The 18,139-nt window shown below is 51.7% G+C and carries 20 protein-coding genes and 1 tRNA gene; 10 read left to right on the top strand and 11 right to left on the bottom strand.

Annotated elements, in window-relative coordinates; genetic code table 11:
• The first annotated feature begins 77 nt into the window (after positions 1–77).
• The 3 genes from DS739_RS13050 to DS739_RS13035 all read left to right on the top strand — a co-directional run bounded on the left by DS739_RS13050 (position 78) and on the right by DS739_RS13035 (position 2,302).
• Positions 78–650, top strand: coding sequence for a hypothetical protein (locus tag DS739_RS13050; RefSeq protein WP_114012467.1), 573 nt, complete (start codon positions 78–80; stop codon positions 648–650).
• The gene (locus DS739_RS13045) at positions 647–1,147 is read left to right on the top strand and encodes a hypothetical protein (RefSeq protein WP_035351009.1); all 501 of its coding nucleotides are present in this window, start codon (positions 647–649) and stop codon (positions 1,145–1,147) included. Before DS739_RS13050 ends, DS739_RS13045 begins: the two co-directional genes overlap by 4 nt.
• Before the next feature lie 156 nt (positions 1,148–1,303).
• On the top strand, positions 1,304–2,302 hold the full coding sequence (locus tag DS739_RS13035; RefSeq protein ID WP_089179835.1) for a site-specific integrase: 999 nt from the start codon (positions 1,304–1,306) through the stop codon (positions 2,300–2,302).
• Positions 2,303–2,604: 302 nt separating this feature from the next.
• Here DS739_RS13035 and DS739_RS13030 read toward each other — a convergent pair whose 3' ends face one another.
• Complete coding sequence (locus tag DS739_RS13030) at positions 2,605–3,048, bottom strand: hypothetical protein (protein WP_006115708.1); 444 nt, start codon at positions 3,046–3,048, stop codon at positions 2,605–2,607.
• Between the two features lie 332 nt (positions 3,049–3,380).
• Between DS739_RS13030 and DS739_RS14360 the strand changes: the two genes are divergently transcribed.
• Complete coding sequence (locus DS739_RS14360; protein ID WP_193561172.1) at positions 3,381–3,761, top strand: hypothetical protein; 381 nt, start codon at positions 3,381–3,383, stop codon at positions 3,759–3,761.
• Positions 3,762–4,025: 264 nt separating this feature from the next.
• On the opposite strand, the gene DS739_RS13020 is transcribed toward DS739_RS14360, so the two are convergent.
• Entirely contained in the window at positions 4,026–4,490 is a 465-nt protein-coding gene (locus tag DS739_RS13020; protein ID WP_006115706.1) for a methylated-DNA--[protein]-cysteine S-methyltransferase, read from the bottom strand.
• A 161-nt stretch (positions 4,491–4,651) separates the two neighbouring features.
• On the opposite strand from DS739_RS13020, the gene mnmE reads away from it, so the two are divergent.
• From mnmE to DS739_RS12990, 6 genes are all read left to right on the top strand, one after another.
• Positions 4,652–5,983 carry a tRNA uridine-5-carboxymethylaminomethyl(34) synthesis GTPase MnmE gene (mnmE, locus tag DS739_RS13015; protein ID WP_006115705.1) on the top strand — a complete coding sequence of 444 codons (1,332 nt, stop codon included), beginning with the start codon at positions 4,652–4,654 and terminating at the stop codon, positions 5,981–5,983.
• Between the two features lie 21 nt (positions 5,984–6,004).
• Positions 6,005–7,885 carry a tRNA uridine-5-carboxymethylaminomethyl(34) synthesis enzyme MnmG gene (mnmG, locus tag DS739_RS13010; protein WP_035352973.1) on the top strand — a complete coding sequence of 627 codons (1,881 nt, stop codon included), beginning with the start codon at positions 6,005–6,007 and terminating at the stop codon, positions 7,883–7,885.
• Positions 7,869–8,465 (top strand): 16S rRNA (guanine(527)-N(7))-methyltransferase RsmG, encoded by a 597-nt coding sequence (gene rsmG, locus DS739_RS13005; RefSeq protein WP_006115702.1) that lies wholly within the window; start codon positions 7,869–7,871, stop codon positions 8,463–8,465. The genes mnmG and rsmG overlap by 17 nt, the downstream gene beginning before the upstream one ends.
• Positions 8,458–9,255: a ParA family protein gene (locus DS739_RS13000; protein ID WP_006115701.1), complete on the top strand. Its 798-nt coding sequence runs from the start codon at positions 8,458–8,460 to the stop codon at positions 9,253–9,255. The genes rsmG and DS739_RS13000 overlap by 8 nt, the downstream gene beginning before the upstream one ends.
• Positions 9,252–10,175 carry a ParB/RepB/Spo0J family partition protein gene (locus tag DS739_RS12995; RefSeq protein WP_006115700.1) on the top strand — a complete coding sequence of 308 codons (924 nt, stop codon included), beginning with the start codon at positions 9,252–9,254 and terminating at the stop codon, positions 10,173–10,175. Before DS739_RS13000 ends, DS739_RS12995 begins: the two co-directional genes overlap by 4 nt.
• A gap of 69 nt (positions 10,176–10,244) precedes the next feature.
• A tRNA-Lys gene (locus DS739_RS12990) sits at positions 10,245–10,320 on the top strand.
• A gap of 867 nt (positions 10,321–11,187) precedes the next feature.
• Here the strand turns inward: DS739_RS12990 and DS739_RS12985 are convergent.
• The 9 genes from DS739_RS12985 to DS739_RS12945 all read right to left on the bottom strand — a co-directional run bounded on the left by DS739_RS12985 (position 11,188) and on the right by DS739_RS12945 (position 18,116).
• Positions 11,188–11,757, bottom strand: a complete 570-nt coding sequence (locus tag DS739_RS12985) for a recombinase family protein (protein ID WP_006115699.1) — start codon at positions 11,755–11,757, stop codon at positions 11,188–11,190.
• Positions 11,758–11,984: 227 nt separating this feature from the next.
• A complete protein-coding gene (locus tag DS739_RS12980; RefSeq protein ID WP_006115697.1) occupies positions 11,985–13,895 on the bottom strand; it encodes a DUF927 domain-containing protein in 1,911 nt (636 codons plus the stop codon).
• Positions 13,864–14,931, bottom strand: a complete 1,068-nt coding sequence (locus DS739_RS12975; RefSeq protein ID WP_035352976.1) for a toprim domain-containing protein — start codon at positions 14,929–14,931, stop codon at positions 13,864–13,866. The genes DS739_RS12980 and DS739_RS12975 overlap by 32 nt, the downstream gene beginning before the upstream one ends.
• Entirely contained in the window at positions 14,918–15,529 is a 612-nt protein-coding gene (locus tag DS739_RS12970; protein WP_035352979.1) for a hypothetical protein, read from the bottom strand. Before DS739_RS12970 ends, DS739_RS12975 begins: the two co-directional genes overlap by 14 nt.
• Positions 15,526–16,236, bottom strand: a complete 711-nt coding sequence (locus tag DS739_RS12965) for a phage antirepressor Ant (protein WP_006115695.1) — start codon at positions 16,234–16,236, stop codon at positions 15,526–15,528. The genes DS739_RS12970 and DS739_RS12965 overlap by 4 nt, the downstream gene beginning before the upstream one ends.
• Positions 16,233–16,484 carry an AlpA family transcriptional regulator gene (locus tag DS739_RS12960; RefSeq protein ID WP_050793105.1) on the bottom strand — a complete coding sequence of 84 codons (252 nt, stop codon included), beginning with the start codon at positions 16,482–16,484 and terminating at the stop codon, positions 16,233–16,235. The genes DS739_RS12965 and DS739_RS12960 overlap by 4 nt, the downstream gene beginning before the upstream one ends.
• 37 nt (positions 16,485–16,521) lie before the next feature.
• Positions 16,522–17,154: a hypothetical protein gene (locus tag DS739_RS12955; RefSeq protein ID WP_035352982.1), complete on the bottom strand. Its 633-nt coding sequence runs from the start codon at positions 17,152–17,154 to the stop codon at positions 16,522–16,524.
• 96 nt (positions 17,155–17,250) lie between these two features.
• Positions 17,251–17,679 (bottom strand): twin-arginine translocation signal domain-containing protein, encoded by a 429-nt coding sequence (locus DS739_RS12950; protein WP_006115693.1) that lies wholly within the window; start codon positions 17,677–17,679, stop codon positions 17,251–17,253.
• A complete protein-coding gene (locus DS739_RS12945; RefSeq protein ID WP_139018856.1) occupies positions 17,676–18,116 on the bottom strand; it encodes a hypothetical protein in 441 nt (146 codons plus the stop codon). The genes DS739_RS12950 and DS739_RS12945 overlap by 4 nt, the downstream gene beginning before the upstream one ends.
• Positions 18,117–18,139 lie beyond the last annotated feature (23 nt).

Here is an 18,139-nt window from a genome sequence, read left to right as displayed (position 1 = left end):
CTCCGCGCAGCAACACAACACAACACAATGAAAAGACGGGCGGCATCATGCTGCCCGTCACCTAACGGAACAAGGCCATGATCATTCGGAAATGTAACGTTAATATCAAAGGGGTTTCCCCTTATTCACCGTCCAAACCCATTGCAGAAAAACCAAAGGAATATTCCCACAAGGAATGGGAGGAAATGCAGTGGCGTAACAAGGCGCACGTTGATGAACGGACAGGAAAAGTTTTTGTGCCGTTTATGTCTTTCAAAAAGGCACTGACATCATCAGCAAAGCTGACAATCCGCAAGGTTTCCGGAAAGGGAAATAAGACGTTCTCCAGCATTGTCCAGGCGGGCATCATGATTGATACGCCGCTGATGCTGGACATCACCCGTGATGATCTTATTCCGGAAAGCTTCCTATGCTCAGCTACAGGCGACCCAACAGGGAAAGGCTCACGCGTAATGCGCACCTTCCCGCGCATTGATGATTGGGGCGGCATGCTGACTTTTCATATTTTCCAAGAAGACCTCTCGAAAGATGTTTTTGAAGAATATCTGGAAGAAGCCGGCATGATGATTGGTGTAGGACGCTTTCGCCCAGAAAATGGCGGCGTAAATGGCCGCTTCCAGATCCAGAAAACCGAGTGGGAAACACTATGACTGAAACCCGCGCACCGTTTAACGGGAAGAAGAAAGATCCCATAGGCGTGTTCGTACGGTTGCATGATGGCATGTTGAATGAGAAGCAGATTGCCGCTCTGTGCAACCCTAAGCGCTCTAGCACAGAAAACATCCTTACCATCGGCACCCCTGTCACTGGCGGCGAGATGGACTACTATGCTCAGATAATCTGGTTTGAAGACGCTCCAGAGCCTGAAATTGTCGCGTGGCGGAATAGAGATATTAAGAAAGGTGATAATGTAAAGGTTGTCCGTCAATCAGATGCCCTCGCAAAACTTGTCGAGCGCGATGCGGAGATTGCGCGACTAAACCAGAAGATCACCAAACTGAAAGATATAATTGCAGGGGCAATGATACAATCGTGCTTACATGGTGCGGATGGAGATATTGGACGACTACGGCGCGTTGAAGCTGAACTGGAAGCAGTCAACGCCTTGAACAGATCGGAAGGAATGAGCCGTGAAAACTGCCCATGAGCCAACATGCTGCCGTATTAGCGCCCTAGCGCAGAGATGGGATTGCTCACCAACCAAGATCCGCAGAATGGTGGAAACTGGCGAGCTTCCATCCCTGCGCCTAGGCAGAATGGTGCGGATACCTATGCAGGCCATCAAAGAATTTGAAGAAAAACAATGCCAAACTCAGACGCAAAAGAGCCCAGATTGTGCCGAGTCTCCAAACGAAGCACATGGCACATCTATTACCAACGCAAACGCATCTCTACGGGCTGCGAGGATAGGGTTTCGGCTGAATTAGTCCTTCATAAGTTCAAGGAGGGGCTTCTAAAGCCAGAAATCCGGGCTGCTGGCATTTCTGGTATATTAGATGCGTATCATGCAGACCGCGTGAACAATGAAAAACCCGGAGCGGAACGCATAGGCTGGTCTCTCAAGCCGCTGAAGGTATTTTTTGGGGATAAGCCACCAGAAATTATTACACCCGATTCGTGCAAGAGATATACGGCGTTCAGGCTAGATCAGGGCGTTCAGATCAGCACTGCCAGAACCGAACTAGGTACACTACGCGCTGCAATGCGGCGGGCTGTTAGAGAGGAAATTGTTTCCAAAGCCCCGCGCACAAAGCTTCCACCGCGTCCAGATGCACGCCAGCGCTGGTTAACCAGAAGTGAGGCGGCTGAATTGGTAGATGGCTGTGTTGCCCACCATATTCGATTGTTTGTGCTGCTGGCGCTGCACACAGCAGCCAGAAAATCTCACATACTTACACTGACATGGAGCCGTGTAGATCTACAGGCGCGGATCATTGATTTCCGTGACCCAGCTAAACCACGCACCAAAAAGGGCAGGGCACGCGTGCCTATTAACGATACGCTCTATGAAGCCCTGAAAGAGGCTTATGAGCTGCGTGAAACAGAATTTGTTGTGGAATGGGCTGGTGATCAGGTTTCCTCCATCAAAACAGGCTTCAGGGCGGCAGCCAAACGCGCTGACCTGAGCGGAATTACACCACATACGTTGCGGCACACGGCAGCGACATGGATGGCGCAGGCCGGAATATCTCTGTGGGATATTGCTGGCTATCTAGGCCACAGCAATATTAAGATGGTGGAAGAAACATACGCCCACCACTGCCCAGACTATTTGCGGACAGCAGCAGGCGTTTTGGGGTGATTCTCTCGCTAAAATAAGCAACAGTGCTCGCTTGTGTTCATGAACACAGACACCCGGAAACTGGCGGAAATCCATGATCAAAAAGAGCGTTTCAAGAGCGGGCAAAATAACTTAACCCGTTGAAATATAACAACGGGTTACAGTATTCGGGACGCAGGGGCCGGAAGTTCGAATCTTCTCACTCCGACCAAGTTTTTCCTTAAAATTGTTATGATGCGTTATGCAATGCATATTGCATAAAAAAAACTTCTGCCCGGAATAGATTCCAAGCAGAAGCATTTTCATACATTTATATTCTGTTATCAGGCACTTTTAACGGCGTAAGGCTGCACATCTGATGCATTTGAATGTTGAAAATTCTGCAATGTGTCTTCCAAGGAAGAGCCAATCAGCAAAGAATCCCAACGGTGCATTTCTGTCTTTTTAGCCACAAGTGCTGCGTGGTTGATTTCTTCCAACTTAATGGCAGCATAAGAACCTAAGCCAATGCTCGCCAAGAAAGCTGCCAGACCAATCAAACCTGGGCCAGAAAACACGTAATCATTCCAACGTGTTGTTTCTGGCAACATCTGCCACAAATATACAGAAAAGGGCGTATTATCTACAAAATCAGACTGGTTTACAGTGAGACCAGAATGAAAAATAGAAAACTTAAGCCCGCATGCAATAAAAATAAAAGTGGAGCAGATGGCCAGGCTAAGAGCAGCTAGCCATAAAGAAACAAAAGTTGCTTTTTTCCATGCCATGAGTCCGGCCTCCTAATTTGGGGTGTTAGGGGGCAAAGCAGAAGATAATTCTTTTCCGCTTCCTCCAATGATTAAAATGTATATCAGGGATGCAAAAAACACAACATGAATCTGAGCTTTTATCCTAGCAGATCAGGAGAAAAAGCAGTGGCAAATTGTCTTTTAATGCCCATGTAATAGTTAGAAGAAAGACACATTACGGCATTATGTCGTGCAGCAGTATCCGAAGTTAAGTGCAAAGGGCACCGGTGTTATGTGGACTGCAATATCCAAAAAAACAGGGTTGGCAGCCCTTTTGGTATGTGGGCTTAGCGTTCCTGTATTTTCAGCACATGCTCATCCCGGGCCAGGCGGGGGTGGCTTTGGTGGAGGGGGCGGATTTGGCCACGGTGGATTTGGCGGTCCCGGTGGTGGTGGATTTGGCCACGGTGGCTTCGGCGGTCCTGGTGGTGGCGGTTTTGGTCCTGGTGGCTTTGGTGGCCCACGTGGAGGTCCGGGTGGCCCCGGTGGTTGGGGTGGCGGCCCGTGGCGTGGCGGCGGCTGGGGAGGGCGCCCGTGGGGCGGCGGTTGGTACGGTGGTTGGGGAGGTGGCCCGTGGGGCTGGGGGTATCCGTATTATGGTTGGGGCTATGGCGGCCCGTGGGGATACCCTTATTGGGGTGGTGGTTGGGGCTGGGGGGCTCCGTTTATGTTCGGTTCTGTGCTTGGCCTAGCGATAGGAAGTGCTGCGGCATCCGAGTATAATTCGGCGCCACAGCAGAGCATTTATGCCCCGCCATCCTATTATTATAATGGTGCGCAGCAGGGGGAGAGTGTGCCTTCTTATCCACCCCCCACAAGTTATGGAAATGATGCGGATTCATCGTCTGTTGTTAGATGTAGTGCCGGGAAATTTTTTAATACCCGCACAGAAAGCTGTGACAGAAAATAGGAAACAGAAGCTTATTCTGTAAGGCTAGAATCCGTATCAGAACAGTTTAGGTGTGGTATGGAAATTTGGCTCCTTCTAAGCGGAGAAGCCATGCTTTATCATCCACACCACCATCTCCAGAATATCCTCCTAAGCTAGAAGCCCCCACAACGCGGTGGCAGGGAATAAGAATAGGAATGGGGTTTCTCCCGACAGCTTGACCAACTGACTGAGGGCTACCGCCGATTTTTTTGGCGAGTTCTCCATATGTGGTTGTCTCGCCTACAGGAATTTCCTGCAATGCTGCCCAAATTTTTTTCTGATAAGCTGTTCCATACGGATCTAGCTGAAACGGAAAAGCACCTACTGCCAGAGGATCATCAAACCAATTATCCAACCATTCACGCGCTTGGCAGAGCAGAGGGGTTTCGGTTTGATCTCGCCCCCATCCCCAATCTAAAGAGATAATTTTTCCTTCTTCCTCAGACAAAGTGATCGGACCTAAAGGAGAGTGCAGCGAGAGTTGGGGCATAAAAAGATAACCTTACTTTTGTTTAAAATCTTGTGGTGTTGTGTGAGCGGAGTGTGTTCATCACGAGGGCAAGGGGAAGGCTATCATTTTTTAACCCTACGTTTGCATGAAAAACTGCATTAGAAGCAGCAAGAAGAAACAGGCATACGATAACGGGAAGGATGGCTGCGTTGGGGTATCAGGCTGAAGATACAATCTTTGCACTTTCAACAGGAATAGAGCGTGCGGCAATTGCAGTTTTGCGTGTGAGTGGCGCAGGCAGCCGTAATATTCTTTTACAGCTTTGTGGCAAGGTGCCAGAAGCGCGTAAGGCTGTTCTTCGTAAAATTTGGAAAAACGCGTCTGCTCAGGATGACTTGCTAGATGAGGCACTGGTTCTCTGGTTTCCCGGGCCGCAGAGTTATACAGGGGAAGATGGGTTTGAACTGCATCTGCATGCAGGGCCAGCCATTATTCGTGCTGTTTCCGACGCTTTGGTTCAGCTAGGTGCGCGCCCAGCGGAGCCCGGTGAATTTACAAGACGAGCATTTGTAAATGGTCGTATGGATTTGGTTGAAGCCGAAGGTATTGCTGATCTGGTTGCCGCTGAAACCGATGGACAGAGAAAGTTAGCTTTGGCGCAGGCAGATGGTGCATTAAGCCATTTATATTCAGGCTGGTCTGAGCGGTTAAAAAAGGTTCTCGCTTTTCAGGAAGCCCTTATAGATTTTCCAGATGAAGGTTTGCCGCCTGAAGTGGAAGAAGGCATCAATCAGGAAATTCAGAAACTTCAGTTTGAAATGCAACAGCATATAGCTGATGGAGAACATGGAGAGAGGATACGGCAAGGGGTGGTATTTGCCATTACTGGCCCACCAAATGCAGGCAAAAGCAGTTTGTTAAATTGGCTTACGGGACGGGATACCGCCATTGTATCTTCCAAGGCTGGGACAACGCGTGATGCTTTGGAGGTAGCCTGTATTCTTGCTGGGATAAAGGTGACATTTGTTGATACCGCAGGCTTGCGAGAAACAGATGATGAAATTGAAGCTGAAGGGGTACGCCGCGCATTGTTTCACGTGAAACAGGCTGACTGTGTGTTACAAATGTTCCCAGCGAATGAGCCGCCGGATGATGTTTTCCCCGATGCGGTTTTGATAGGAAACAAAGCTGATATCGGAGAAATTCCAAAAGTCATTCAAGGTAAGAATGTTCGTGCTATCAGTTTGAAAACAGGAGAAGGGCTGCCGGAACTCTACACTTTTCTGCAAAGAAAAGTTGAGGAACTAACGGCGGCATCTATATCAGGCGCACCGCTTCTTACACGTGCGCGGCACAAAGCTGGTGTGCAGGAGGCTGTACAATGCCTCCATGCTGCGTTGCAGCAGGACTGGCCAGAATTGCGCGGCGAAGAACTAAGGTTAGCTATGCGGGCATTGGGACGGTTAACCGGGCATGTTGGTGTAGAAGATCTGCTGGATACGATATTTGGCCAGTTTTGTATTGGAAAGTAAGGTGTGCAGGAAGGGCAAGCAATGAACAAGGCTTACGATGTTATTGTGGTAGGAGGCGGCCATGCTGGATGCGAGGCCGCTGCCGCTGCTGCGCGTTGTGGTGCCAAAACGCTTTTGTTGACGCACCATAAAAATACGGTTGGCGCCATGTCCTGTAACCCTGCCATAGGCGGTATAGGGAAGGGCCATCTGGTGCGTGAAGTTGATGCGCTGGATGGTGTTATGGCACGGGCGGCAGATAGGGCCGGTATTCACTTTAAACTTCTTAATCGCTCCAAGGGGCCTGCTGTGCAGGGGCCACGGGCTCAGGCAGATCGTCTTTTATACCGTCAAGCTGTGCAGGATATTTTGGCGGACACAGCAGGGCTTGATATTGAAGAAGCCGCTGTAACGGATCTGATTTATGATGATCAAAACCGTGTTGCTGGTGTTGCCTGTGAGGATGGCCGCCAATGGGCTGCTGGTGCTGTTGTTTTAACAACAGGTACGTTCCTAGATGGAGTTATTCATATTGGGCATAAAAGCCAGCCGGCGGGGCGGATTGGAGAACAACCTTCGGTTGCATTGGCATCGCGGTTAAAAAAACTGGGCCTGCGAATTGCGCGTTTGAAAACTGGAACGCCAGCACGCCTCAAGCGCGATACAATAGATTGGGCATCTCTTGCTGTTGATAGGGGGGATATATCCCCCGAACCATTTAGCCGATTGACGGCATCTATCACAAATCCGCAAATGGTGTGTGGCATAACGACAACAGTTCCAAAAACCCACGATATTATCAGGGAGCATTTGCATCTGTCTGCCGTGTATGGCGGAGCTATTTCAGGCCGCGGGCCGCGATATTGCCCTTCTATTGAAGATAAGGTTGTGCGGTTTTCAGAAAAAACAGGGCATCAGATTTTTCTAGAGCCTGAAGCACTTCCTGATCACGAAGGGGGAGATCTGGTTTACCCCAATGGTATTTCAACCAGCCTGCCAGCAGATGTGCAGGATGCCATGATCCACTCCATTCCAGGGTTGGAGAAGGCGGTTATTGCGCAATATGGTTACGCTGTAGAATACGATTACGTTGACCCGCGTGAACTAACGGTTTCTTTGGAACTTAAAAAGTGCCCTAATTTATTCTTGGCGGGCCAGATTAACGGCACCACAGGGTATGAAGAAGCCGGTGCTCAGGGGCTTCTTGCTGGGGTAAATGCGGCAAGAAGAGCAGGGGGGCAGCAGGCTGTTAGCCTTGATCGTGGCAAAGCCTATTTGGGTGTCATGATTGATGATTTAACCACGCAAGGGGTGAGTGAACCTTACCGTATGTTTACATCGCGTGCTGAATATCGTCTGACATTGCGGGCTGATAATGCAGATGTACGTTTAACTCCAATAGGGTTGGATTGGGGGTGTATCGGTGCAGAGAGGCGTGAAGCCTTTGCGAGAGATATGCGCGAGATAGAACAATTGACTCAAAAAGCAGAATCAGAAAGTTGGCCACCACAAGCACTTGCTCAGGTTGGTATTAAAGTAGCGCAGGATGGCCGCCGCAGAAATCTTTTGGAAGTTATCGGGCAGGCAGTTCCTGAAAATACTATAGAAGCCTTGGCACCTTGGGTGCAGGAGTATTCTGAACGTGCGCGCAGTTATGTAAGGACAGAGGCACGCTATAGCGGCTATCTGGTAAGGCAGAAGCGCGAGATTAAACAGCTTGAGGCAGAAACAGAAATTCGCTTCCCTCAAGATATGGATTTTAGAAAAATAGGTGGCCTGAGTGCAGAAATGCAGGAAAGGTTAGAGCAGGCACGCCCTGAAAGCTTTGGTGCTGCACAACGTATACCGGGCATAACACCTTCTGCCCTTATGGCTGTTCTGGCTTATCTCAAAAAAGGGCAGCATCATGCACAAGTGGCCTGAGGGTGTTCATGTTTCACGTGAAACAGAAGAAAGACTTTCTGCCTTTGTGAGCCTTCTGGAAAAGTGGAACCCTCGTATCAACCTTGTTTCTTCCAAGGATATTGAGAATGTCTGGAGCCGGCATGTTCTGGATAGTCTTCAACTTGTTCCTTTGATACAAGGCCAGAGCCGATTTATTGATATGGGCTCTGGGGGTGGATTCCCGGCTGTTGTGGTAGGGATTGCCACAGGAATACCTGGGGTTTTGATTGAATCGGATCAAAGGAAGGCTGCTTTTTTGCGTGAAGCCGCGCGGCTTACCCAAACGGATTTGGAAGTTTTGCCATGCAGGCTTGAAAGTGTAAAAGTTCAGCCTGCGCCTGTAGTAACAGCGCGGGCTTTGGCCCCATTGGTTAAACTTTTGGAGTGGGCGCACCCGCTGTTACAACCAAAAGGAAAAGCTGTTTTTCTTAAGGGGCAACAGGCTGTGCAGGAAATCCAAGAAGCGGAACAGGTTTGGCAAATGGATGTGCAAACATATCCAAGCCAGACAAGTTCTGATGGTATGATTCTGGAAGTGAGAAATTTTAATCGTGTCTAAGGTTAAGAAAAGCGGGAAAGCCTGCCACGTTTTTGCTGTTGCAAACCAGAAAGGGGGCGTAGGCAAAACCACTACCGCCATTAATCTGGCAGCATCTCTGGCGGCCGATGGCGCTAAAGTTGTGCTTCTGGATATGGACCCTCAGGGGAATGCTTCAACGGGTTTGGGAGTTGATTATGATTCCCGCAAAGGTGGCTCTTATGCGCTTCTAATGCATGAAAAAGTCGCAGATGATCTTTTACAGCCTACCGAGATTGAAAATCTTTCAGTTATCGCGGCCAATACAGAACTGGTTGGTGCTGAGATTGAATTGGTGGATGCTGAGCACCGAGAAACCAGATTACGCACGGCATTGGAACCTCTGCGCGAGACTGTGGATTTTGTGATTATAGATTGTCCCCCAAGCCTTGGGCTGCTGACGCTGAATTCTTTTGTGGCGGCAGATGGTGTGCTGGCTCCGCTACAGTGTGAGTTCTTTGCGTTGGAAGGCTTGGGCCATCTGGTAAAGACCATTGGGCGGGTGCAGAAAAACCTGAACCCAGAACTGAAAATGGCAGGCATTGTGCTGACCATGTATGACAGACGAAATAATTTGTCTGAGCTTGTGGCTGCGGATGCGCGAAGCTTCTTTGGTAAAGATGTGCTGGAAACGGTTATCCCACGTAATATTCGTATTTCAGAAGCCCAAAGCCATGGTCAGCCTGTTATGCTGTATGATTCCAGAGCCAGTGGAACAACCGCTTATCAAGCATTGGCAGCAGAAGTCATGAAGAGGGCATCGGTATCATGAGTGGTCAATCATCACGTAAATCTTCCGCTCGTCCTAAGCTTGGGCGTGGATTGGCTGCGTTGCTGGGTGATGTCGCTTCTGTGGATGAACCTGCATCTTCTGCTAATAAATCCGCCAGTAAGGCTGCGCCTACAGCAAGCTCATTACCGATTGAGGTTCTGGCGCCAGGGCCTTTTCAGCCACGTCAGGATATGGAGCCAGAAGCATTACAGGAACTGGCTGAATCTATCCGGGAGCGGGGTATTCTCCAGCCTATTCTGGTGCGGCCAGACCCTCATAAAACGGGGCATTATCAGATTATTGCGGGGGAACGTCGCTGGCGTGCTGCACAGTTGGCGCAGTGCCATGATGTGCCTGTGCATGTCAGGAATCTCTCAGAAGCAGATGCTATGGCAGCTGCTCTGGTTGAAAATCTCCAGCGAGCAGATCTGAACCCGGTTGAAGAAGCTGAAGGTTTTAGCCGACTGATGGAAGAATATAGCCTGACCCAGGATGAACTGGCAAAGGCTATAGGCAAATCTCGCCCCCATGTTGCCAATACGCTGCGTTTGTTGCGTTTGCCTGATGTGCTGCGGCAGGAGCTTAAAAAGGGCGCCCTTTCTGCTGGGCATGCGCGTGCGTTGCTAGCGCATCCAGACCCCATACAGGCCGCCGCAGAGGTTATTTCTAAAGGGTTATCTGTTCGGCAAACAGAGGCTTTGGTTCAGAAAGCCCTTGAGCAGGCAAAAAATACAAAAGTTGAAACCAAAGAACCTAAAGTGATGAAAGATCCCGAAATTTCTGCCTTAGAGCGGGATTTGGGCACGCGCTTAGGGCTGAAGGTGCACGTTCATTTTGATGGACGCAAAGGGGGCTCTTTGCAAATTCATTACAAAAGCCTGGATCAGTTGGATGCTGTGCTAGCTATGTTAAAAACCTGAATTTTCATACTTGTCTTAATGATTTAGAGGTGGTAAAAACTGCCTCACTTCAGCAGTTATATGCTGTAAGGGCGCATAGCTCAGTTGGTAGAGCAGCTGACTCTTAATCAGCGGGTCCAAGGTTCGAGCCCTTGTGCGCCCACCAATCTTTTCAAAGACTTAGGTGGTTTTTAGACTTCGGGGTGCCTCACCCCGCCAGTCTTCCGGAGTCAATCCGGAGTCATTTGAAACGCCGGTTTTGCTGGCAGGGCAGGGGTTTTTCTCGGCTCATTCTGAGCAGGCAGCCGTTTTGCCTGCTTGCTCTCGCCCTCACTCCAATCCGGTAACTTTTCTCCTTAATTTCGCGGATATGAAAATTTGCCTATGGCGCGGTCCGGGCACTCATAGACCCTAGAGATTTAACACCCCCCACCCCTTTTCGGGCACTGGGCCCCAAATCAGAGGAAAAATGGCTGTTTCCTGCCGTTTTTCCTGATTTTTCATCTCTTCTCTTTGATTTTTTGATTAATTTCAAAAACCTGCGAAAAATCTGCGCGTGAGCCTGATGCGGTTGCGGTGCCCAAACGGCATGAGACTTTAATCAGCCCCCCTTGGCTGAGACAGGCAGAGCCATGCGCAGGCTGCATGGACTGAGCCAGTTCTCTTGCGGTCCACACTTCCAACCCTTACCTAAAAAAAGGTGTACAAGGTGTGACAGGTGTAACAAACCCCGTAACTATCTGTTTTATAATAGAAAATCTGCTACACCTTTTCGGTGTCAGCCGTTACACCCAGCCCAAAAAGGTGTAACAGTCTGAATATAGAAATGGCGGTTTTCTGCCATTTATGAGCAAATCCCCAAGAAAATGCCTTGTCAGTCTCTCTTTTTGAGACAGGAAAAATGACAGTTTCCAGCCTGTTTTGTCATGACCTGAGCGCATAACAAGCGACCTTATTCGTTCCAAAAGCTAAAAAACGCGGGAAAGAAACCCGCGCGCTGCCCGCGCACACCCGGCCACGGCACAATGCCCCATCAGGACGCAGCAGAAGCCGCCAGACAGCGATAAACAGAGGTCCGGCCCATACCTAGCTGCTTGGCTATCTCCGTGGCACTCACACCCTTAGCCGCTAATGCCTGCACCTGCTCAGCCTGACTTCGTGCTGTAGGCTTGCGCCCCTTATAGCGGCCCTCCGCTTTTGCCTTGGCTATGCCCTCACGTTGGCGCTCTTTCATAATATCGCGCTCAAACTCTGCTACAGCGGCCAGCATGGTCAGCATCATCTTGCTGGTGGGGCTGGTGGTATCCAGTGTCATGCCGTTCATGGACAGCACGATCAGGCCACAACCCTTTGCCTTGACTTCTTCCACAAGCCGCAGCAGGTCCGCAGTGGAACGGGCCAGCCTATCTGGCTTGGTCACTACCAGCACATCCCCGGCCCGCATGTGATCAAACGCCGCGCTTAACTGAGGCCGGTCTGTGCTGCTGCCACTAATCTGTTCACGGAAGACACGCTCGCACCCGCTGGCTGACAGGTCACGGGCTTGCGCTTCAAGTCCTGCCACCTGATCGGTGGTGCTGGTCCGTGCGTATCCGATTTTCATCCGAGGGTGTCCCTAAAACTGTTCCAAAAGGTCTAGACCCTAGACCTTTATCGTCCCAAAATTCTAAAAACAACCCTATTGGAACAAAAAACAGGTAGGAAAGTGTTCCACATTGTTTGTCCCAATAGGCCTTGCCCTAATGGAACACGACAAGCCATTCCCAAAACGCATGGCGAGCGTGGAACGGAAAGCACGGAGGGCAGTGATGACCCTCCGGCCTGTCCGGCTCATCTGTCGCCCGTGGCAACTGCCAGAATATCGTGATGCACTTGGTAGAGTCTGACTTGCCCCTGACCCGGAGGGCGTAAGAGCTCTGAGAACTTGCCATCCTTGGCCTTAATTAACAGGCCACGATCAACAAGCATTTGCTTGGCGTCCCGTGCGGACACGCCATTCAGGGCTTCATTCATGCCATCAGAGGTCAGCAGGTAAAGCCACACGTATCGGCCATCCGGAGCTTTGACCCAACGCCGCCAGCCAGCCCGGTTCATTGTGCGGTAGCGTTCTTTTGGTGGCTCGCCATTCTCTCCGCTCTGAGGTTGTTCCTCGGCTGACTTATCTATCCAGTCCTCAAATCGGGCAGACGCATTGCGGGAAATGAAGTCCCGTAGCTTCTGGATGGCCTGTTCGTCCTCCCTCCGGCCTGCTGTGCCGCGTAGCCGTAGCCAGTCGGCAAAGCACAGGCCGACCAGCACTTCCGGCGTGTCACGGTCCCAGCCGGTCAGGTCAAACTCTGTGGCCAGTTCTCCGGCCAGAGCAATCATGGCAAAGCGCCGTGCTACAGAGCGCACCTGCCCGGAAGCCTTTGGCCAGTTTTGCAGATAGGCGGTTGCTATGGTGTCCATCCGTGCCAGCAGGGTTTCACGGAATCCTCTCACGCCCTCTGCTGCCATGCGGTCTGCCAGACGCTCCATAAAGGTCCGGAAGGGCGCGCCATAGAATTGCCCGCAGGCATTTGCCAGATAGTCCGCAAATTCTCCGGGGGTGTCGCAATGGTGTGTCTCTTCAAATAACCCCATACCGGCTCCAGCATCGGCTGGCACATCCACAAACCGCACTTCCTGCCCGGCTTTGGTGCTTTTGCCAGATTCCTTATTCAGATCATCCAGTGTTTTTTCACCAGTTGAGAGAAACAGTATCCGAAAGAGGGAGGTAGACCGTGAACCACCCGTCCGACTGGCCCGCATCTTGCCCTGTCCGTTGGCGAGCATATAGGCCACGTCACCAATTTCTTTCGGGTCTAGCTGGCCGATTTCATCCATTACCAGCAGGGCATCACAGCTTGCCGAGGCCACACTTTCCATACCGTTACCAGTAGAACGCCATGACCGGGCATACCCCTTGGCTCCGCCTTCTGGTGTCCCTCCGCACACACTGCATGCAACCACAAGGGCTGTGGATTTCCCTGCACGGGATGCACCCACAAATGAGACGCCACCGCCATCCAGCCCCAGCACTCCCAGCAACGGGGCGGCAAAAGCGGTGGATACTGCCAGGACAAGGCGTGAGTTTCCTTTGCAGAACTGGCCGATATTGCTTTTCCAGTCTTCCGCAGAGCCAGATACGCCAAAAAGGTTTGTTTCCTGTTCGGAGGTTTGCAGAACAACCCGCTCTTTCAGGTTTCCGTAGGTTGCATCTGGCAGCACGTAAACCTTGCCACCGTTCAGAGTGTGCCAGCCTATCCGGTTGACGGAAAACGCGCGTTCTTCTGTGGCGATGGAAGCCAGCCAGTCTGCAAAAGCGGCTTTCGCGGCTGAACCTGCCTGAAGGGTAAGGCCTCCGTCTGCTAACTGGCTCCGCAGTTCCGCACAGTCACCCGCGAACATGGCGCGAGGAAAGGCCTGTTCATGCTGCTGGCCGTCCCGGTCTGTCCAGCCGAGCAAAATGCCCCAGCCTTTACCGTCTGCCCCGCGTGTTTCAGCTATGATCCAGACAGGCCCGGAAAGCTTCATGTCTGTTTTGCTGTTGTCCGCTGCCTTCCGGAACAGCCCGTGAGCGTCACAGAAAAACCGGCCGCACTGAGACTCTATCCGTTTGCCGGATGCTTTGCTTTTCGCGCCGGGCAGAGAAACAATTTTGGCGGAGGTCAGGCCTGCCCGCACACCGTCACGACCGTTCTGGCCCTGTGTCTTTGTCATGATGTGTCAGGACATTATTCCAGTCCTGCCCCTGTATTTCAGGCATAGCGAGCCGAACAGTGCGGCCCTGCTTTGCGAATTGTGAGAGTGCAGCATCCAGCGCCTTCCGTGCGGAGGCATTGCCGGTATCGTTATCTGCTGCGACGATAATTTCCGTGAGTGTGTCGGGAAGTTTCATGGCGGCCATGTTGCTGAGGCTGACAGCAGAAAGAACCCTATGTTCCGGGCAGGCGATGGCACAGGACAAAGCGGTTTCTATGCCCTCGGCAACAATCGCTACATCCCCTGCCGGTGCTAAATCCAGCGCCTTGCCGGAAGCCCCACGCCAGAGGCGGATGCAACCACCCGAAAAACCACCAAGAACTTTCTTTGCGTTTTGAAGATCAGCCTTGGCCCATGTGCCGGAGGGCGATTGCGCCAGCCATGTGCGATGCACGGCCACCAGCTTTCCTGTAGGTCCGCAGATTGCGGCCAGCATGGCGGGGAGGGGTTTACGCACCTCCGCACACCAGACGGCAGGATGAAACCGCAAGGCACCCGGAGCGCGGCCCAATGCCCGGAGGCCTATGCCACGCCCTGCCAGATAGGCTTCAACAGGTGTGCCAGCTATTCCGGCTGGGGTGTCCATCCATAACCGGCGAGCCTTGGCCCTCCGCTGCTGTGCTTCTTTGTCCAGTTCCTGAGAGTTATTCAGTTTTTCTTGAACGGCACGGCGTTGGATAGGGGCAGCGTTTGTAGTTTCACTCAGCCCCAGCCAGTGAGAGGCCCATGCCATAGCCTGCTTACGGTCACCACCAAACAGGCTGGCCGCCACAAGGTCCAGAGCATCGCCACGCTCACCGCTGGAGAAATCCGCCCATACGCCCCGCCGTGCGCCGGAGAGACGCACGGCAAGGGATTGCCCCGGTTCTCCGGCCAGACTGCCCACGCGCCACTCTACGCCGTCCTTTTTGCCATGTGGCAGCAGTTCCGGCGCAAGGCGGCTGATATGGTCAGCCAGAAGGCGGGCCAATTCGGAGGCGCTAGGCCGCCGCATGGTCTGCGATTCCTGACGAAATGACACGAGGTTCCAGACGCGGCGGAGGGGTTGTCAGAAGCAGGATTGCCCCCAGAGAGCGCACGGCTTTCCATGCTTCAGCAGCATCTTTCCAGATTGGAAGGACCTGAAAATCCTGATTGCCGTTCAGGAAATCTTGCTCAGCCTCATAGAGAGAATGGTCACAAGCCCCCCGAAAGCCTTCCAGCAAATCCCGAGCATCCAGTTCCGTGCCGTTGCGGTCTGGGGGGAGCTTCGGTAAATCTGCATGGTTCAGATTTTGACGTAGCCACAGCGCACCCATGCTGGCAGGTGCGGCGAGGCATATTTCCTGCCTACGTGGAGCGTGCCCCATGACAGGCTTTGCAAACCCGACCTGCCAGAACCAGAATTCCCGCTTGTTTACGATACTGGCGGCATCATGCAGAGCCGGGTGTGTATCAGCATACAGGGCACTTTCTGTGGAAAGCATCAGTTCATCAGCCGCAGCCCGAAAAGCCACACGTTCCACCGTATTGAGGCCTAAGCCTTCCGGAGGGTTCAGCAGGCCAAGAATGGCGAAGGTTTTAACCCCTCCGCAGAACAGAGCCGCAATCATGCCGCGTCTCCTTCAAGCATGGCGTTTTCAAGACGAGTGAGGACAATCCGCAACCTAGCTACGCCCCGGTCAGTCACGACAACCTGAGAGCGTTCCTTCAAGTGTCCATCATGGTCTCTGGTTTCGTGATACTTGTGCGTCAGGAAACCTGCTTTGATCTTGTCAGCTTTGCCTTGCAAGCGACCAGACCCACCGGGGCGGTATATCCATCCGACGGCTTCCAGCGTGCTTATAAAACGGTCACGAGGCATCCCACATAGCTTTGCAGCGTCTGTCAGAGTGTGCAGGCCATCCATGCAGGCCAACTGGTGATACGCTTGCGCTTTAGGCGTAAGAACCTTTACCGCGTTCTGACTGGCAAGAATGGCTGCCTCAACACTAAACGAGCCTGTCCTCCGGAGGGAAGGCAGCACCACCGCCGTAACCCATTTCTTGAACCGTTTGGCAGCGGGTTTACGACTAGTGAGAATAAGGGAAAAAAGGCCGGACTCGTTAATGACGGTCATTTCTTGTGGACCGCCAAGGGTCGGAATAATAGTCCGCCCCTTTTCATCATCGTCCAGACGATCTGCTGCTTTGTGAGGAGAACCAAGTTCCAGCACGGCACACAGATCCACCAAAACCCACCAAGGCTCACCATCACGATTAATGGTGCGGACTGCATGACCTTCAAAATCAAAAGCCAGAGGCATTAGAGCGGTATTCATGCTGCTCCTCCAAAGCGGACGGTTGCATCAGCAGTCGAGCGCACAGAGCGGGAAGAAACCCATGTTCGGAGGGCTGACAGGGTATAGCCGACACGCCGTTCAGAGATTTTAACAAAAGCAGGACCGCCGCCATCCCGGCGCATGTTTTGCAAAGTCCTTCGCGACATACAAAGAAATTCCGCAGCCTGCTTTTCAGAGTAGATACGGATTTCATCGGTTGAATTGATAAGAGGATGAGGCTGTTTCATATTGACCATCAAATTTGTTGATGTTTATGGGAAATGATCACTTAGGGCGACCACGTTTCGGGATTGGGGCAGACTTCAAGTTATGAAGTAAAAGGGAAGACATTTTTGCAATCTCTATTATTTCTGCGTGGCACTGCCTTCCACGTTGTATGTAAAATTTAAGAGATTCTCTTATTCCTTCCATGCCGGTGGCATAGCGAGGATTGAGGACTATGGGAGGATAGGATGATCCTCGCCACCCTTCGACTTTTCTCTTTGTGATATTAGGATAGAACTCTTTTAAGTCCCGATATTGGAACATGAGATAAACCATTTTCTCATCAGGATCTTTTTCAGCAATATGAGATGGTGGATTTCGTCTAATTTCAGCATATTTGTTCAGCAGGCTATCATGAGTATGATGAATAAAGAAAGCAGCAGCCCATAGACCTTGGCCCATATCCATAAGGATTAAAGCCAATGTGATTAGGAAAACTTGTTCTTCTGTAAAACCATTATCTTTACCCGGTCCACCACCTCTTTCTGCATCAGGTAACAGCCCTGCTGACAGAAGTTTATCAATCCGGTTGCCAAGCTTTTTATCTGGTTTTTGCAGATCGATACCACACGTGGCATTGCCGAACGTGTTCCAGATTGCATAGACGACTTGACCTTTTTTATAGGTATTCACGACCGTTCCCTTCTGCTGTTTTCAGCTTAAAAACCAGACTGGCCGAAAACACCAACAATTTTTCATCAATTAATTATCCTTTTCTATGACGGTATTTTATACATTCACATCCCGCGCCAGAGACAAGGCCAGCCGGATTTCAGGAGTATCCAAACCGCCATCACCCCAGCGCACACTGGACGGCAGGCAGCGTTCAACTATCTGAGCTTTGCTGCGTCTGTCCTCCGGCGTCATGGCGCGTATATCCGCCATCTGGCCTATTGCCTGCGCACGGCTGGCTATCAGGGCGTCAAACTTAGATTCCCATGCGGGATACTCCGGAGCCGTTAAAGAGGGTTCAGGCACGGCCTCCATAGCGAGGATGGCGCGTTCTGCCTGCCAGTATCGGGCCAGCACATCCATAAGCAGGGCGTCCGGCCCCGGCCCCGGAGCAGGGCAGGAAGAAGCCACAGCAGGAACAGCAGCAGCCGTGGCAGCGAGAGACGCCCCCAGAACGCCACGGCGGGAAACGGAGGGCCTGTTCATATCTGAGCCCCTCCGGTCAGATCATCCAGAAGGCTCATGACAAGCAGGAACTCTCCGGAGTCATCGGACAAGTAGCAATCGCGCATTATGTCTGGCAGCAGGCTTTGCAGGATAGCAGCCTTGGCTTTCAGGCCGGGCTGAGTGCGGGCAGGGACTTGGGCAAGCTGCTTCACAAGCAGACCTTCCTGCTGGCAAAGCTGCTCTAGCTTGGCCTCTAACCTCTTCTGTTCGGGAGAGCCATATTCGTGTTCTGCCAGATAATCAGCAGACCATATTTCATTGTGGACCCGCCAGAATGCGTCAGAAAGCGCAAATAGAGCAGAATCCTTGTCGGTTGTGGCTGACAATTTGAGGGCGGCAAAGCCAACAGTAGCCTCAGCCGCCAAGGCACAGACAGAAGTTAAGGCGACCCGGCGCGTGAAGGTGGCTCGGTTCATTAAGATAGCCCCCAAATAGCGGA

The sequence above is a fragment of the Acetobacter sp. JWB genome (genome assembly GCF_003323795.1).
Taxonomy (GTDB): Bacteria; Pseudomonadota; Alphaproteobacteria; order Acetobacterales; family Acetobacteraceae; genus Acetobacter; species Acetobacter oryzifermentans.
This window is presented reverse-complemented; position numbering and strand designations above follow the sequence as displayed.

Bases quoted from the DNA above. Each gene is read 5' to 3' on its own strand.
- mnmG (WP_035352973.1), top strand. From the start codon at position 6,005: ATGAACAAGGCTTACGATGTTATTGTGGTAGGAGGCGGCCATGCTGGA.
- DS739_RS12995 (WP_006115700.1), top strand. From the start codon at position 9,252: ATGAGTGGTCAATCATCACGTAAATCTTCCGCTCGTCCTAAGCTTGGG.
- DS739_RS12945 (WP_139018856.1), bottom strand. From the start codon at position 18,116: ATGAACCGAGCCACCTTCACGCGCCGGGTCGCCTTAACTTCTGTCTGT.
- DS739_RS13050 (WP_114012467.1), top strand. From the start codon at position 78: ATGATCATTCGGAAATGTAACGTTAATATCAAAGGGGTTTCCCCTTAT.
- rsmG (WP_006115702.1), top strand. From the start codon at position 7,869: ATGCACAAGTGGCCTGAGGGTGTTCATGTTTCACGTGAAACAGAAGAA.
- DS739_RS14360 (WP_193561172.1), top strand. From the start codon at position 3,381: ATGCTCATCCCGGGCCAGGCGGGGGTGGCTTTGGTGGAGGGGGCGGAT.
- DS739_RS12950 (WP_006115693.1), bottom strand. From the start codon at position 17,679: ATGAACAGGCCCTCCGTTTCCCGCCGTGGCGTTCTGGGGGCGTCTCTC.
- DS739_RS12985 (WP_006115699.1), bottom strand. From the start codon at position 11,757: ATGAAAATCGGATACGCACGGACCAGCACCACCGATCAGGTGGCAGGA.
- DS739_RS12970 (WP_035352979.1), bottom strand. From the start codon at position 15,529: ATGATTGCGGCTCTGTTCTGCGGAGGGGTTAAAACCTTCGCCATTCTT.
- DS739_RS13030 (WP_006115708.1), bottom strand. From the start codon at position 3,048: ATGGCATGGAAAAAAGCAACTTTTGTTTCTTTATGGCTAGCTGCTCTT.
- DS739_RS12975 (WP_035352976.1), bottom strand. From the start codon at position 14,931: ATGCGGCGGCCTAGCGCCTCCGAATTGGCCCGCCTTCTGGCTGACCAT.
- mnmE (WP_006115705.1), top strand. From the start codon at position 4,652: ATGGCTGCGTTGGGGTATCAGGCTGAAGATACAATCTTTGCACTTTCA.
- DS739_RS13045 (WP_035351009.1), top strand. From the start codon at position 647: ATGACTGAAACCCGCGCACCGTTTAACGGGAAGAAGAAAGATCCCATA.
- DS739_RS12960 (WP_050793105.1), bottom strand. From the start codon at position 16,484: ATGAAACAGCCTCATCCTCTTATCAATTCAACCGATGAAATCCGTATC.
- DS739_RS13035 (WP_089179835.1), top strand. From the start codon at position 1,304: ATGCCAAACTCAGACGCAAAAGAGCCCAGATTGTGCCGAGTCTCCAAA.
- DS739_RS12980 (WP_006115697.1), bottom strand. From the start codon at position 13,895: ATGACAAAGACACAGGGCCAGAACGGTCGTGACGGTGTGCGGGCAGGC.
- DS739_RS13020 (WP_006115706.1), bottom strand. From the start codon at position 4,490: ATGCCCCAACTCTCGCTGCACTCTCCTTTAGGTCCGATCACTTTGTCT.
- DS739_RS12965 (WP_006115695.1), bottom strand. From the start codon at position 16,236: ATGAATACCGCTCTAATGCCTCTGGCTTTTGATTTTGAAGGTCATGCA.